This is a genomic window from Amycolatopsis sp. cmx-4-54 (genome assembly GCF_046548895.1).
Lineage (GTDB): Bacteria > Actinomycetota > Actinomycetes > Mycobacteriales > Pseudonocardiaceae > Amycolatopsis.
The window spans coordinates 36634-50696 of sequence record NZ_JAEBEJ010000020.1 but is presented as its reverse complement, the minus strand read 5'-3'; the positions used below and the strand labels follow the sequence as shown (position 1 = coordinate 50696).

Sequence of the window (14063 nt, the reverse complement as noted above, 5' to 3'; positions counted from 1 at the left end):
CTCCCAGTGAGGCACTTCGAGGACGGGGACGGGTGAAATGATCTATCGGCTTCTTGGAGTGGTGATCGGCTGCATGGTGATTTGGATGGGAACGCCCGCCGACGCTTTCGCGGAAATCGACTCCCATGATCGGGAGCTCCTCGTGCGAGTACGCCAAGGGAGTTTGTGGGAAGGCCCGGTGAGCCGTCAGGCGGAACAGCGCGGGAGCGCGCAGCGGGTTCGCGAGGTCGGGCGCGAACTCGCCGACGACCACGACCGCCTCGACGCGCAGGCGCGCGCACTCGCTTCGAAGGTCCGCGTCGAACTGCCCACCGAGCCCACCGAAGATCAGCGCTCCTGGGCCGGCGAGATCACCGGCGCCGCCGGTGCCGACTTCGACCGGCTCTACGTCAACCGCGCCCGCGCCGCGCACGGGAGCATCTTCGGTCTCGCCTCCCACGTCCGCGCCGCCACCCGCGACGACGAGATGCGCTCGTTCGCCCAGGCCGCCGTCGACACCGTCATGCGGCATATGACCCTGCTCGAAAGCACGGGCCTCGCCGAGACCACCTCGCTGATGGTCGTTTCGGCGGGTGGCAACGAACTCGACGGCGGTGACCTCGCGCTCGGCATGCTCATGGTGGGAATCGCCGGTGGAGCGACCTTCGGGCTCCTCCGGGTTCTCGGCGCGCAGGGCAGGCGAGCATGACGGCCTCACTCCTGGCGGTGATCCCGCCCTCGTCGCCGCACGACAGCGGGGTGCGGGAAATCGCCGCGTTCTCCGGCCGGTTCGCCTACCTGACGATGTGCCTGACGCTGGTGTGGGGCGTGCTGAGCGCCACCGGCTGGATCAGGCGCGTCACCGGTCACGAGGCGTTGCGCGGAGGTCACGTCGTGTTCGCGACGTTCAGCCTCGCCACCGGTGCCGTCCACGGACTGTCCTATCTGTTCCTCGACGACGGCTCGTTCGGTGTGCTCGCGCTGCTGCTCCCGTTCGCGGGCGGCGGGTTCGCGCGGCACGCGGCGGGGGTCGTCGGGCTGGAACTGTTCATCGCCGTCTCCGTCACCGCCGCGGTACGCCGTGGCGTGACCGATCGCCGCGGGCAGCGGTTCCATCAGGCCGGCTACTTCGCGGTCGGTCTGCTGGCGATCCACTCCTGGCTCGGCGCGGCCGCGAACGGGAACCTCGCGACGGTCTGGCTCGGCGGGATCACCGTGCTCACCCCCGCCGTCGTGCTCACCGTGCTCCGGGTGCTCCCGCCGTGGGCGCTGGCCCGGCTGGGGCTGCTCGAAGGCGGGACCGGCCGGGCCGAACCGGTCCGGATCTCCGTCGACGACAAGAAATGCCACCGCTACGCCATCTGCCAGGCCGAAGCGCCGCAGGTCTTCCAGCTGCAGGGCGACGGCCAGCTGCGCTACCTCCGGAAACCCGGCGCCAAACAGGTACCGCTGGCCCAGGCCGCGGCGAGAGCCTGTCCGATGCGTGCGATCCGGCTGAGCCGTCTGCAGGAGGCTGGACGATGAGCGAACGGATCGTCGTGGTCGGCGGCGGGCTTGCCGGGCTGCGCTGCGCGGAACGGTTGCGGGAACTGCGGTTCGACGGCGAACTGGTGATCGTCGGCAACGAGCCGGAGCTGCCGTACCACCGGCCGGCGCTGTCCAAGCAACTGCTGACCGGCGCCACCCATCCGGCGGAAATGCTCCTCGCCCGGCCCGGCGAGATCGACGCCGAATGGCGGTTCAACACCCCGGTGACCGAGCTGCAGCCGGGTCGCCAGATCGTCCATCTGCCCGGCGCGGAGGAACTGCCCTACGACGGGCTCGTCATCGCCAGCGGTGTCGAACCGCGGCGGCTTTCCGGTGTGCCGCACGGACATCCGCGGGTGGTCGTCGTCCGGACACTGGCCGACGCCGCGGAACTGCGCGACAACCTCGCCGCCGACCACGGGCCCGTCGCGGTGCTGGGCAGCGGCTTCATCGGCTGCGAGGTCGCCGCGAGCCTGCGCGAGATCGGCCGGGAGGTCACCATCATCGGCCGGTCGGCGCACCTGCTCGGCGAGGCCGTCGGCAAGCACATCGGCCAGAAGCTGTCGGCGCTGCACCGGTCGCGGGGCGTGCGGCTGGCGCTGGGCGCGTCCGTCGACAGCTGGCAGACCACGGCGAACGGCCTGCGGTTGCGCTCGTCCGACGGCTGGATCCTGGACGTCTCGTGTGTCGTCGTGGCCGTCGGGACCGTGCCGTCGATCTCGTGGCTGCGCGGCTCGAAGCTGCCGCTCGACGACGGCGTCGTCTGTTCGCCGACCTGTCATGTGCTCGGGATGAACAACATCGTCGCCGCCGGCGACGTCGCGCAGTGGCCGAACCTGCGTTTCGACGAGACACCGCGACGGGTCGAGCACTGGCTCAACGCCGTCGAGATGGGCCGGGCGGCCGCGGAGAACCTGCTCGACGGCCCGCAGACCGCGCGCCCGTTCGCGCCGGTGCCGCGATTCTGGTCCGAACAGCACGGTATGCGGATCCAGGCGGGCGGCATCCCGAAGCTCGGCACCGACACCGTCGCGCTCGCTTCCCCCGTCGGTGGTGAACGGCCCGTCACCGGTTTCGTCCGCAAGGGGCGTCTGGTCGGCGTCGTCGGCCTCGACAGCCCGACCGCCGTCCTCCACTGGACCAACAAGATCGCGGAGCAGAACCCCGTCAGCCACCCGGGAGAAACGGAGACGCCCGATGCGCCGATCGCGGTTGACCATGCTCGTCGTCATCGCGGCGCTCGTCGTGGGGGCCGCGATGTGGTGGCAGGCGGCTGAACCCGCGTCGCGGACGGCTCGGGCGCCGGTCACCGAAGCCCTCCCCGGCCCGCGGCCCGGCACCCCGGCGGACGTGCCGTCCGGCACGCGGCTCACCGCCGTCCACCTGACCCGGATGGGGCAGGCCGTCCTCGACGAGACCGGCGCCGTCCTCTTCCGGTATGAACGCGACGACCCGCACAAGGCCCGCTCGGCGTGCCTCGGCGACTGCGCCATCGTGTGGACGCCCGTCACGACCAGCGGCACGCCATCGGTGACCGGCATCGCGCCGGCTCTCATCGACACCATCACGCGTCCGGAAGGCGCCGAACAGGTGACCCTGGCGGGCCGGCCGCTCTACAAATTCGCCAACGCGCGGCCCGGCGCATGGACCGGGCAGGGCACGGACCACGTGTGGTTCGTCGTCCGACCCGACGGGTGGCGCAACCTGAACTGCCTGCCCGGACCCGTGCAGTAGGATTCGCCGACGGACGAGTCGGCGGGGCGGCCGCGAGCCGGGAAACCGGTTCGAGGAAAGTCCGGACTCCACAGGGCAGGGTGGTTGTTAACGGCAACCCGGGGCGACCCGCGGGACAGTGCCACAGAAAACAGACCGCCTCCGTTCGCTTCGCGGGCGGAGGTAAGGGTGAAACGGTGGTGTAAGAGACCACCAGCGTCCTGGGTGACCAGGACGGCTAGGTAAACCCCACCCGGAGCAAGGTCAAGAGGGAGCCGCGAGGCTCCTGCGCAGGCGATCGAGGGCTGCCCGCCCGAGCCTGCGGGTAGGCCGCTCGAGCCCGTCGGCGACGGCGGGCCTAGATGGATGGCCGCCACTCGCCCGGCCGCAAGGCGGGGCGAGGACAGGATCCGGCTTACACGCCGGCTCGTCCGTACTACTTCTGAGCGCTGTGGAGCCGAGCGAGCTACCTCGGCGCGTTGCCGTCAGGCCGCCCCGTCCAGTGGATCGTGTCCGGGAACTCGAAACGGTCGCGCAGATGCCGTTCCTCGGCGCGGCCATGCAGGCTGAACGCGAAACTCGAGCCGTCCGGCCAGGTGATGACGCGTTTGCGGAAGTCGATCTCGGGCGCTTGCGGTTTCCTGGCCTGCCAGAGGATTTCCGGCGGCGGCGCGTCGGCCGGGTCCCGGTAGGTCGAGCCGGTGTCCACCACCGCGATCGCGGACGGCGAGCACACCAGCCAGGGGCCGCTCGCCTTGCGAAGCCGGTCCGTCAGGTCGAGCACCAGCGCGTTCGCCGGGCCCTTCACGCGGATCTCCCGCTGGAACGGGTGGCCGCCCTTGCCGCCGCCGCTGCCCGCGCCGTTCAGCAGCGCGAAGACGTAGACCGCCGCGCCGCCGATGCCGCGGAACCCGTTCCAGAAGAATCGCCGGACGAGCCGCTTGCCCTTGACCGTGCCGTCCAGACGCCTGCCGGGCACGTCGAAACCCAGGTCGGTGTCGCCCAGCCGCAGCACGAGGACCGGCTCGTGCCACTGCCCGGCCATCAGTTCCTCGACCCGTTCACGGAAGCCGGGACGGACCTGGGCCTTCTCCGCCTTGTCCTCCATACGGTCCTGGTGCGCGAAGATCTTGTCCGCCGCCCGCTGCCGGGACTCGTTCAGATGTCGAGGTTCCCGCGGGTCTCCTCCGGACTCTTGTCCCCACCGATCTCGCTCTTGTTGAACCACGGCTCGTTCTCCCCCTCCGGCGTGACTGCTTCCTTGCCCTCGGTGTACGCGCCCTTCGCGGCTCCGATGCCGCCCTTGACGGCCGCGCCGGACACCAGCGGGCGCGCGCCGACCGCGGTACCGAACATCGTGGTGAGCGCCCGGTTGCTCGGGGTCAGCGCGACCCCGGCGGTGTTCTCCAGGACGTTCAGCGAGAACTTCGATTCACCGGCGAAGGTCCCGATCCGGAACTTCCTCGTCGCTTCCACGACCTTGGTCGAGTATTTCGCGAGGTACTCGATGAAGGTGTCGAGCAGCTTGCCGAACTTGCCGAGATACTTGGTGACCTTCTGCAGCACGCTGGCGGCCTTGGCGATGGACGCGGTCATCGCGGCGGCGACCGAACTGCCGAAGCTGATCACCGACGCGGCCAGCGCGGGCAACCAGATGGTGATCAGCCAGGAGATCAGCTCGGTGATGATCCCCTTGATCAGCTCCTCGATGACCACCATGACCATCGACCACATCTGCAGCACTTCGGCCACCGATCCGGCGGCCGAGCCGATGCCGCGGATACCGGAGGAGAAGTCGCCCAGCGCTTCCTTCGCCGCGTTGCCCGCGTCGTCCACCCACTCGGCGAGCGCCGCGTCACCGGTCTTCTCGAAGTCCTCGGCGAGAGCGACGAAGCCGTTCGCGAGGGTCACGAAGTTCTCCGACGCGTGTCCGATGGCCGGGCCGTCGCCGGTGACCTGGTGCAACGCGTCCTGCAGCGGCTGGACCAGCTCGAGCAGCATGTTCAGCCCGTGGCTGACCAGCCAGCCGATCGGGTCCATGGCGAAGGTGACCATGTCCGCGGCGGCCGCGCCGACGAACGCCGCCCCGTCACCGACCAGCGCGGCACCCGCGGACGCCAGTTCGGCCGGGTCGTCCGCCTGGGCCGCCTGCTGGGCGTGCCCGGCGATCGACTTGCCCGACTTGTAGATCGTGCCCGCCACGGGGACGTGTCCCATCGCGCGATCGAGGTTCGCGCTCATGCTCTCGTCGTAAGCCTGGACGTTCAGCCCGTCGGCGATACTCGACTTGTCCTCGGTCATGACCCCTGCTTTCCGAGCGTCTGGTCGATGGTCGCCTCGTGCTTGCCGAACTCGACCTTCCCGGCTTCCTCGATGCCCCGGTACATCTCGGCGGCCTTGTTCAGCTTGGCGATGAACCCGTCGACGCCGTCCTTCATGTCGTTCATCAGCGAACGGAGTTCGCCGAGCCGGTCGGTGTAGCCCTGTTTGGCCCAGATGCCGACGACGCCCCACGCCTCGTCGGTCACGTCGGCGGCGTCGATCTTGGCGCCGAACTTCTCCGCTTCCTGCTCGTAATAGGGGAGCTGCTGGGCGTACGCGGCGATCGCCGCGATATTCGTCTCGATTCCCTTTGACATCGTGGGAGTCCCTCGGTCGGTTCGGTCAGCTGCGGCGGAGGAAGGAGCCGTCGTCGAAGTAGTCGTCGTCGTCCCGCGGGGCGGGGCGGCGCGCCGGCCGGGATGGCGGCTGCTGCGGTTGCTGCTGCTGTGACGCGGGCTCTTCCTCGGCGGTTCCGAACGCCTCGGCCTGTGCCTCGCGAACCTGTTCCGACGTGTTGAGGCCGAACGCCTGACCGAACGTGTCGTCCACGATCCCGGCCTGCTGCCGGGCGGCGCCGGCGACGGCCTTCTGCAGGGTGCTCATGATCACCGAGGACAGGTGGCCCGCTTCGAGGCGCATGGCGCCCGCGCTGAGCCGGAGATCGGTGACGGTCCCGCCCGCCCCGGCGACGACGGTGACCTCGCCGGACGGGGAGGTCACGGTGGTCTCGACCTGCGCGATCCGCTCCTGCATGTCGCCGACCTCGGCGAAACGCGTCTCGGCCTGGCGCACCTTGGCCTGGAAATTCTCGAACTGGGCGATCAGTTGTTCCATCTGGGCGGACATCGTCGCTCCCCGTGCGCTGTGGTGATCCGGCTTCAGGAGTATGACGTAGCCGAACGGCTTCGGTTCCGCCCTCGGCTCGCCGGTGGTAGCAAAGGTCCCTTGCTCCATTCGGGGCCGTGGGTGGTGGTGACTGTGTGGGTTTTGGGACGTCAGATGTCCCGAAATCCACACGGTCACCCAATGCAGCCGAATCCACGCGGTCATCACGCGGAGTAGGGGGTGTGTGGAATTAGGGACACTCAACGTCCCTATTTCCACACACCCTCGCCCTCCAGCGGTAGCAAAGGCCCCTTGCTCTCTTTTCGCAGGTCAGTCGCCCAAGCGGTAGCAAAGGTCCCTTGCTCCCTCCGGCGCCGAGGCGGTCGTGGGCGCCGGCGGGCCTGGTTGTCTCGAACCCCCCCACGCGGCCCAAGCGGTAGCAAAGGTCCCTTGCTCCATTCGACGGCGAAACCTGCGCCCGGTACTTACCTGCCGGTAAGGTGCGCGCATGGGTGAAGCGAGTCGGGTCACGGGACGGTTCCGCGGAACGTTCGATGTACTGCATTCCCTTACCTACTTCGCTCCCGAGACGGAAGCCGCGCTCACCGGCGCGGGTCTCCGGCCGGGGCGCATGACGTATTTCGCGGGCCGCGCGGCGCCGATGGGCGCGGTGGGGCCGGGCGTGGTCGCGGCGACGTTCTACAACTTCAACCCCGAACTCGTCGCCCGCCACATCCCGCGCGCGTGGACGCTGGCCACGCCCGAAAAAATCATCGAGGCCCGCTTCGAAGCCGTCGACGCGACGCTGACCCGGTTGCTCGGCAAGGAGACGCTCGGTTCCGAGGAGGTCGCCGAAGCGGCGGAGCTCGCCCGTGAGGCGACCGGCGGCTGCCAGGTCGACGGCCGTCCGCTGTACGCCGGGCACGCGGGCCTCGACTGGCCGAGCGAGCCGCATCTCGTCCTTTGGCACGCCATCACCCTTCTGCGCGAGCATCGCGGCGACGCCCACATCGCCGCGCTCGTCGCCCATGGCGTCGACGGGCTCGACGCCCTCGTCACGCACACCGCCACCGGCAAGGGGTTCCTGCCCGCCGCGGCCAAGGCGTCCCGCGGCTGGAGCGACGAGCAGTGGGACAGCGCGGCCGCCCGCCTCCGCGAGAAGGGCACCCTGGATGACCAAGGGGGCCTGACCGAGGCCGGGAACGATCTTCGCGAACGGCTCGAAGACGTCACGAACGCGGCGTCGACGGGGCCCTGGGAGCACCTCGGCGAGGAGAAGACGAAACGGCTTCACGAGCTGTGCGGACCTTTGAGTCGCCAGGCTCTCGAAGCGGGCGCTTTTCCCGCGAATGTGTTCGCTACGGGCCGATAATCACGCTATGTAGCGAAAATGGCCGCTCCGTTTTCGCTTTGGGTAACGGAAGTGTGACTTTCGTTTGATCGGCACTCATGATTTTTGTCGAATGCGTGTTCACCCGGCGGACTCGGGAGAAGCCACCGAACGAGTCATGTCACACTGGTCGAGGCCGAAATCTCCGCGGCCGACCCGTACTCACAGTGAGCAGATGACTCGCAAGCGAGTGAGTCCGTCAGCACACTGCGAAATACGGGTGGCCGGGGTTAATCCTGACGACCCTTGCAACGATGATGGAGACCGAGGATGGTCGTGGTGCTGTGCCTCGCTCTGTGAACTGTAGACAAAACGACATCTACAGAGCGCGCTTTGACCACTACGCCTCGTGACGCCATGATGTTCGAAGCACCACCGAGCCAGAACCGCGCGAACCCCCTCTCCGCGCACCGGGAGTAATGCGATGATGACCATGACCACCCTCGACACGCTGGCCCAGGGCGGAGAGCTCGGCACCGGCAACGTCCGCACCTGGCTGATCGACAACATCATTCCCCTGGTGCTGCTGGCCGTCGCCCTTCTCCTGCTGTGGCTGGGCGGTGGCAAAGGGGACAACGCGGGTGTCATGCGCCGACTCGCCGGTGTCGTGATCGCGCTGGCGATCATCGGCCTCGCGGTGAGTGGCGCCGGAGTCAACGTGGGCCAGTGGATCGCCGGCCTCTTCACAGGCTGAGGGCTCGCGTTGCGTATCCGCACCGATGACGAGGTCTACCGGGTCGATGCCGTGTGGCTCGGCCCGCCGAAAGCGACTTTTCCCTGGAGAGCCCGCTACGTCGCGTGGCTCGTCGGTATCCCGGTCTTCCTGCTCGTGCTCACCGTCGAACGGTGGGCGGGCTGGAGCTTCGGGTTCTTCTCGACCGCCTGGGCCTTCGTCGCCACAATTGTGATCACCAGATTGATCACGGCCAAGATCAGCCACGAACGTCCGCTGGGCGCCGTGGCCGCGATGGCGGCGAAAGAGCTCAACACACCCAGAGAACGGACCACGGGCACAGGCGGCGCGGCCAGCGCCTCCCGCGTCCGGGTACGGGCGAGCCGCCCGCTACCGAAGCACCGCAGGAGACGGCAGTACCAGCACCACGGCTACGGCGGCGGCGCCGGAGCTCAGGGAACACCACGAGCGCGTCGGAGCCGCCCCGCGGCTCGGGCCGGGAGGTAGTCGTTGTTCGGTCGCGGCGGAAGCCGAGGAAAACGTGATCGAGATCTGCAGCAAGGGGCCTGGCACCCGCCCCAGCAGGTCCGCTCCGCGCAACCCAAGAAGGCCGGCAAGGGGAGGCGGTTGCCCGGCGAGGCGGCCATACCGTCCTATACCCCGTCGATCGCGGCGCGAAGCATCGACGGGCACCTGTTACGCACCGGTTATGAGGTCTACGCCTGGTACCGGCTCGCACCGCAGCGCTGGTCGTTCCGGTCGGACTCGCAACGCCGCGACCTGGTCGCGGCCATCGCCGGGCAGTACGCGGAGCTGCAGGGCCGCTGGCTGCATCTGCGCGTGACCAACCGGCCGTACCCGATCCGCATGTGGGCCGAGGCCCACGTGCACAACGCCGTCGGCCGTCCTCAGGACGTCCAGGGCGCGCTGTCCTTCGACGACTACCTGATCGGCGAGCAGCAGCAGCTGATGGGCCGCTCGATGGCCGAAAAAGAGGTCTACCTCGGCGTCCAGGTGCAGACCAGGCGGATGATCGACCGCGCGGTCGAGAGCGCCGCCCCGGTGCTGCGCAAGATCCTGCCGGAGGCCGTCGACGCCGAGCTGGCCGCGCTCGACTCCGAGGTCGAGCACCTCGACCAGGTGATCGGCTCCGCCGGGCTCGAAGGCCGTCCGGTGCACGCCGAGGAGATGTCCTGGCTGATGCACCGTTCGTGCTCGCTGGGCCTGCCCGCGCCGCGCAACATGCCCGCGGTCCCCGGCGCCGCCTGGGAGCCCGAGGACCTGGCCAGCTTCACCGACGCGGCGGATTTCCACGCCGAGCCGTACGCGCCGACGGTGACCGTCCGCGGCCGCACGGGGTCGAACGCCGGGGTTTCGCGGCATCTCGCCGTCCTCACCGTCGGCCAGATGCACGGCCTCCAGATCCCCGAGGTCGACGACCCGTGGATCCAGCACGCGGACCGGCTGCCCGCCGCGGTCGAGGTGTCCGCACGGATCTACGTCCGGCGCCCCGAGGAAGTGGCGGGGGAGCTCCAACGCCAGATGAACAAGGTCCGCTCGCAGGTCAAGCACTACACCGACGAGCACGAACTGGAGCCGCCGCAGTCGCTGGCGCGCCAGGCGGGCCGGGTGCTGGAGATCGACGACGAGATGACGTCGGGCTTCACCGCGCTGGCCACCCGGGTCCGGTCGTGGTGGCGGCTGGCGGTGTCCGGGCCGACGGAGCGGGACGCGTTGCGCCTCGCCCAGCAGCTTCTCGACCTCTACAAGCCGAAGATCGCCGTCGAGCATCCCGAGGCCCAGTACGCGCTGGCCAGGGAGTTCATCCCCGGCGAGCCGCTGGCTTCGGCGGCGTACATGCGCCGAGGTTCGGTCGTGTGGGCGGCGTCGTCCGTGCCGACCGCGACGGCCGAGGTGGGCGACCGCCGCGGCATCCTGCTCGGCGAGACCGTGACCGCGACCCGGCGCCCGGTGGCGTGGGACCCGTGGATGGCGCAGGAGATCCGCGACGGTTCCGGTCTGACGGCGATGGTCGCCGGCCTCGGTGGCGGTAAGTCGTTCCTCGGCGGCGGCATCGTCTACAAGACGCTCCGCGCGGGCGCGCACTGGACGATCCTCGACCCGTCGGGCCCGCTGTCGCGCCTGTGCGATCTGCCCGAAATGCGGCCGTACGCGCGGAACATCAACCTGCTCAACGCGCAGCCCGGCATCCTCAACCCGTACCGCGTGGTCGCCGAGCCGCAGCTCGAGCACTTCATGGACGAGGACGACCCCGAGCGGTCGTGGCGGCGGGAGAAGGCCCTCGCGGGCGCGACTCGCCGCCGTCTCGTGCTCGACGTCCTCAGCGGTGTCCTGCCGTACGAGGTCTCGCGGATGGCGCAGACCCGGATCGTGCTGCTGCGTGCCGTCCGCGCGGTCGGTGGCCGGTTCGAAGCCGATCCAGGCCAGGTCATCGACGCGCTGCGCCGGGACTCCAGCGAGCACCACGAGCACGCCGTCGTCGTCGCGGACTTCCTCGACGAGATGCGTGAGCGGATGGCGTTGCTCATCCCGGAGACCGACGCGGACCCGTACGCCGAGACCCGCGACGACCGGATGACCGTGCTGACCATGGCGGGGCTGACCCTGCCCAAGGACGGCGTCCCGCGCGAGTACTGGACGGACGCGGAATCCCTCGGCGTCGAGATGCTGAACCTCGCCGCGTGGCTGACGCAGCGGTCGGTGTACGAAAAGCCGAAGGAACTGCGCAAGGGCGTCTGGATCGACGAGGCGTTCTTCCTCTCCGAGGTCCCGACCGGTCGCGTGCTGATGAACCGCTTCGCCCGTGACTCGCGAAAGTGGAACGTCCGGGTGCTGCTGTCCTCGCAGATCCCCGCGGACTTCCTGAAGATCCAGGGTTTCGTGGCGCTGCTGGACTCGGTGTTCGTCGGGCGTCTCGACGACGACGACGCTCAGGCGGACGCGCTGCGCCTGCTGAAGGTCCCGGTCGGCGTCGGCTACGAACAGGTCGTCGCGGCGCTCGGCCGCCGCCCCGGCTCGTCCCGCGATCTCCAGCGCGACGTCGAGCCCCGCCAGTTCATCTTCGGTGACGGCGCCGGCGGCGTGGAGCGGATCCGCGTCGACTTCTCCGGCCCGCACCTGGAGCACCTGCGCCGGGTCATGGACACCACGCCGGGTTCGCCCGACGCCAAACCGTCCAGGCCGGGCAACGAGCTCGCGGTCCCGGAGGAGAAGCAGTTCGTGGCTTCGCCGCCGGAGGAGGAGGACGACTTCGAGCTCGAAGAGGATCTCGAACTCGCGGCCGAACTGGAGGTCGGTCTCACCGACGAACAGATGCTCGGCGCCCCGGACCCGTTGGCGGCCGAAACCGGAGAAGTGCAAGGCGCCGTCCAAAATGGACATAACGGGAACGGGAGCCAAGGGGAGCACGCGCGCGCCGGCAAGGGCGGCACCGGCAGGGACGCCGCATGAACACGGTGCTCACCCTGGCGTTCGTGCTCGCGATCGCCGCCGGCTGGCACGCGCTGCGCCGCCGTCTCAAAGAGGGGCCGCGGCCGGGCAAGACCAGACCCAGCCGCCGCGCGACGATGTTCGTCGTCATGGTGATCCTGGGTCTTCAGGCCGTGGCGACCGCTCCGGCGGCGTCGGCGGCGGCCTGTGGTGAGGCACCGAACCCGGAACGGCCGGGCGCGGGCATGGTCGGCGCGCTCGACCCGCCCGCCACCGCTCGTGGTGAAGGCGGCAGCCCGTACAACGTCTACGGGTACGCCGGACACGTCTGGGACACCTTCGAAACCGACTGCGGCCCGCTCGCGGGCATCACCTCGCCCAACTCGACGATCGACACCTGGGCGGGTAACCAGCTGTTCAACATCGGCAAGAACATCGTCGGTGCCACCAACTCGCTGCACTACACCGTGTTGCAGGGCAGCCTGCTCAGCCCGCTGTACAACGCCGTCAAGGCCGGGGCCGAAAAGGTCTACAACAACATCTACGCGCAGCTGTTCGGGCTGGCCGCGCTGATCATGTCGATCATGTTGTTCCGCAACATCTGGCGCGGCGATCTCGCGGCGGTCAGCAAACGGGCGCTGTACGGGCTCGCCGCGGTCTGGCTGGCCGCGTCCTCGTTGGCACTGCTGAGATTCCTCGATCCGATCGACAACGCGATCGTGCAGACCACGACCAATATCCAGGCCGGTTTCATCGAGGAGGCTAAGACGCCGCCGCCGTCCCAGCCGCAGCCGCCCGCGCCGCAGCCGTGTCAGGCGACTCCTGAGGCCGTGGCCGCGCGCCAGCCTTGGGACCGTGTCCCGACCGAGCTGCATTGCCGGGTCGTCTACGACAACTGGCTCCGCGGCGAATTCGGCAGCCCGGACTCGCCGCAGGCGATCCAGTACGGCCCTGCTCTCCTCGACGCGCGTGCCTTCACCTGGGGTCAGATCCAGCAGGGCGGGGACGCCGACGCCGCGCTGGTCGACTCCAAGAAGGCGGCGTTCAAGGACATCTCCACCAAACTCGGCCCGGCGACCGGGTACTTCACGGGTGAGGACGGCAGCCGCGTCGGCGCCGGTTTCCTTTCACTCGGCCAGGGCATCTTCTACTCGCTGTTCCAGCTGCTGGCCAAGGCCACGGTGCTGCTCGCGCAGGTGCTGATCAGGATCTTCGTCCTGACGGCCCCGTTGATCGGCCTGATCGCGCTGCTCCAGCCCCAGATCATGCAGCGCATCCTGAAGGTGGTCGGCGCGGTCGCGTTCAACCTGATGGTGCTCTCGGTGCTGGCCGGCGTGCACACCCTCCTGCTGGAGGCGATCTTCACCGCCGGGAACTCGCTGTCCCTGCTGACGAAGATGGTGCTGGCCGCCATCATCACCGTCCTGCTGTTCATGATCGGCCGTCCCGTGCGGCGGCTGTGGCAGATGGTCGAGATGTCCGTCGGCATGGTCGGCGGCGCGATGCCTTCACCGCGCGGCGGGCTCTTCTCCCGCTTCCGCAAGAAGAACAACGAGCCGACCCCGCAGGACGCGTTCTGGCAGAACGTCCGCGACACCGACGACGTCGTCGACGGCGACCTGCGCGGTCCGGTGGGCGCGACGGTCGGTGGTGGGCGGTTCCGGCCGGAGGCGACGATCTTCGCCAGCTCTCAGCGGCTCGACAACGGTTCCGGCGCGATCCGCCCCGCGGCGGCCTGGTCGGGAGCGCCGTGGCCGGGTGCCGTCGGCGGTGGCGGCGGGATGCCCGCGCTGCCCTCCGGTGGTGGCGGAGGCGTTCCCGTGTTCGGCCAGTACAACCCGTCCGCGGGCACTCCCGGCGACTCGATGTTCACTTCCGGCGGGCGGAGCCCGATCCAGGTGCCGAGCCGCCGGGTCGACACCTCACCGGTCGCCGACCGGCGCTGGAGCGACGAACCGGAACCGGTCGTGGTGCCCTCGCGGATGAACTCCGCGGGCGGCGGTTACACCACTCCGGACTACTCGGGTGCCGTGCCGGTGCAAGCGGGGCCTTCGACACCGCGCCCTCGCCGCGTCGACCCCGAAGTCGTCGCGGGCAAGCCGGTCTTCGTGCTGTACCGGCCGTCGCGCGGGCTCGAGGTCCGCGAGGAAGTCCGGGACACAGACCGCGCAGTGGGCCGGTGAC

General features: G+C 69.4%; 13 protein-coding genes and 1 other RNA gene. 10 read left to right on the top strand and 4 right to left on the bottom strand.

What is annotated here, in order from left to right; translation table 11 throughout:
• Nucleotides 1–37 precede the first annotated feature (37 nt).
• From ACLJQ7_RS40530 to rnpB, 5 genes are all read left to right on the top strand, one after another.
• Entirely contained in the window at nucleotides 38–688 is a 651-nt protein-coding gene (locus tag ACLJQ7_RS40530; protein ID WP_410653494.1) for a DUF4142 domain-containing protein, read from the top strand.
• Entirely contained in the window at nucleotides 685–1503 is an 819-nt protein-coding gene (locus ACLJQ7_RS40525) for a ferredoxin (protein WP_410653493.1), read from the top strand. The genes ACLJQ7_RS40530 and ACLJQ7_RS40525 overlap by 4 nt, the downstream gene beginning before the upstream one ends.
• Nucleotides 1500–2783 (top strand): NAD(P)/FAD-dependent oxidoreductase, encoded by a 1284-nt coding sequence (locus tag ACLJQ7_RS40520; RefSeq protein WP_410653492.1) that lies wholly within the window; start codon nucleotides 1500–1502, stop codon nucleotides 2781–2783. Before ACLJQ7_RS40525 ends, ACLJQ7_RS40520 begins: the two co-directional genes overlap by 4 nt.
• Nucleotides 2704–3240: a hypothetical protein gene (locus ACLJQ7_RS40515; protein ID WP_410653491.1), complete on the top strand. Its 537-nt coding sequence runs from the start codon at nucleotides 2704–2706 to the stop codon at nucleotides 3238–3240. The genes ACLJQ7_RS40520 and ACLJQ7_RS40515 overlap by 80 nt, the downstream gene beginning before the upstream one ends.
• 14 nt (nucleotides 3241–3254) lie before the next feature.
• Nucleotides 3255–3653: RNase P RNA component class A (gene rnpB / locus ACLJQ7_RS40510), an RNA gene on the top strand.
• 32 nt (nucleotides 3654–3685) lie between these two features.
• Here rnpB and ACLJQ7_RS40505 read toward each other — a convergent pair.
• From ACLJQ7_RS40505 to ACLJQ7_RS40490, 4 genes are read right to left on the bottom strand one after another with little or no spacing between them, the layout of a single operon-like run.
• Nucleotides 3686–4327: a hypothetical protein gene (locus tag ACLJQ7_RS40505; RefSeq protein WP_410653490.1), complete on the bottom strand. Its 642-nt coding sequence runs from the start codon at nucleotides 4325–4327 to the stop codon at nucleotides 3686–3688.
• Between the two features lie 50 nt (nucleotides 4328–4377).
• Nucleotides 4378–5520: a hypothetical protein gene (locus tag ACLJQ7_RS40500; RefSeq protein WP_410653489.1), complete on the bottom strand. Its 1143-nt coding sequence runs from the start codon at nucleotides 5518–5520 to the stop codon at nucleotides 4378–4380.
• On the bottom strand, nucleotides 5517–5858 hold the full coding sequence (locus ACLJQ7_RS40495; RefSeq protein WP_410653488.1) for a hypothetical protein: 342 nt from the start codon (nucleotides 5856–5858) through the stop codon (nucleotides 5517–5519). The genes ACLJQ7_RS40500 and ACLJQ7_RS40495 overlap by 4 nt, the downstream gene beginning before the upstream one ends.
• A gap of 25 nt (nucleotides 5859–5883) precedes the next feature.
• Entirely contained in the window at nucleotides 5884–6387 is a 504-nt protein-coding gene (locus ACLJQ7_RS40490) for a YbaB/EbfC family nucleoid-associated protein (RefSeq protein ID WP_410653487.1), read from the bottom strand.
• 487 nt (nucleotides 6388–6874) lie between these two features.
• Between ACLJQ7_RS40490 and ACLJQ7_RS40485 the strand changes: the two genes are divergently transcribed.
• The 5 genes from ACLJQ7_RS40485 (at nucleotide 6875) to ACLJQ7_RS40465 (ending at nucleotide 14062) form a co-directional block, all read left to right on the top strand.
• On the top strand, nucleotides 6875–7738 hold the full coding sequence (locus ACLJQ7_RS40485; protein ID WP_410653486.1) for an SCO6745 family protein: 864 nt from the start codon (nucleotides 6875–6877) through the stop codon (nucleotides 7736–7738).
• A gap of 442 nt (nucleotides 7739–8180) precedes the next feature.
• On the top strand, nucleotides 8181–8450 hold the full coding sequence (locus ACLJQ7_RS40480; protein ID WP_126736535.1) for a hypothetical protein: 270 nt from the start codon (nucleotides 8181–8183) through the stop codon (nucleotides 8448–8450).
• Nucleotides 8451–8459: 9 nt separating this feature from the next.
• Nucleotides 8460–8936: a hypothetical protein gene (locus ACLJQ7_RS40475; protein ID WP_073847573.1), complete on the top strand. Its 477-nt coding sequence runs from the start codon at nucleotides 8460–8462 to the stop codon at nucleotides 8934–8936.
• A 3-nt stretch (nucleotides 8937–8939) separates the two neighbouring features.
• Nucleotides 8940–11900, top strand: coding sequence for an ATP-binding protein (locus tag ACLJQ7_RS40470; RefSeq protein ID WP_410653485.1), 2961 nt, complete (start codon nucleotides 8940–8942; stop codon nucleotides 11898–11900).
• A complete protein-coding gene (locus ACLJQ7_RS40465; protein WP_410653484.1) occupies nucleotides 11897–14062 on the top strand; it encodes a magnesium transporter in 2166 nt (721 codons plus the stop codon). The genes ACLJQ7_RS40470 and ACLJQ7_RS40465 overlap by 4 nt, the downstream gene beginning before the upstream one ends.
• Nucleotide 14063: the final 1 nt, after the last annotated feature.

Coding starts and splice junctions, on each gene's coding strand:
- ACLJQ7_RS40530 (WP_410653494.1), top strand. CDS start 38: ATGATCTATCGGCTTCTTGGAGTGGTGATCGGCTGCATGGTGATTTGG.
- ACLJQ7_RS40525 (WP_410653493.1), top strand. CDS start 685: ATGACGGCCTCACTCCTGGCGGTGATCCCGCCCTCGTCGCCGCACGAC.
- ACLJQ7_RS40520 (WP_410653492.1), top strand. CDS start 1,500: ATGAGCGAACGGATCGTCGTGGTCGGCGGCGGGCTTGCCGGGCTGCGC.
- ACLJQ7_RS40515 (WP_410653491.1), top strand. CDS start 2,704: ATGCGCCGATCGCGGTTGACCATGCTCGTCGTCATCGCGGCGCTCGTC.
- ACLJQ7_RS40505 (WP_410653490.1), bottom strand. CDS start 4,327: ATGGAGGACAAGGCGGAGAAGGCCCAGGTCCGTCCCGGCTTCCGTGAA.
- ACLJQ7_RS40500 (WP_410653489.1), bottom strand. CDS start 5,520: ATGACCGAGGACAAGTCGAGTATCGCCGACGGGCTGAACGTCCAGGCT.
- ACLJQ7_RS40495 (WP_410653488.1), bottom strand. CDS start 5,858: ATGTCAAAGGGAATCGAGACGAATATCGCGGCGATCGCCGCGTACGCC.
- ACLJQ7_RS40490 (WP_410653487.1), bottom strand. CDS start 6,387: ATGTCCGCCCAGATGGAACAACTGATCGCCCAGTTCGAGAATTTCCAG.
- ACLJQ7_RS40485 (WP_410653486.1), top strand. CDS start 6,875: ATGGGTGAAGCGAGTCGGGTCACGGGACGGTTCCGCGGAACGTTCGAT.
- ACLJQ7_RS40480 (WP_126736535.1), top strand. CDS start 8,181: ATGATGACCATGACCACCCTCGACACGCTGGCCCAGGGCGGAGAGCTC.
- ACLJQ7_RS40465 (WP_410653484.1), top strand. CDS start 11,897: ATGAACACGGTGCTCACCCTGGCGTTCGTGCTCGCGATCGCCGCCGGC.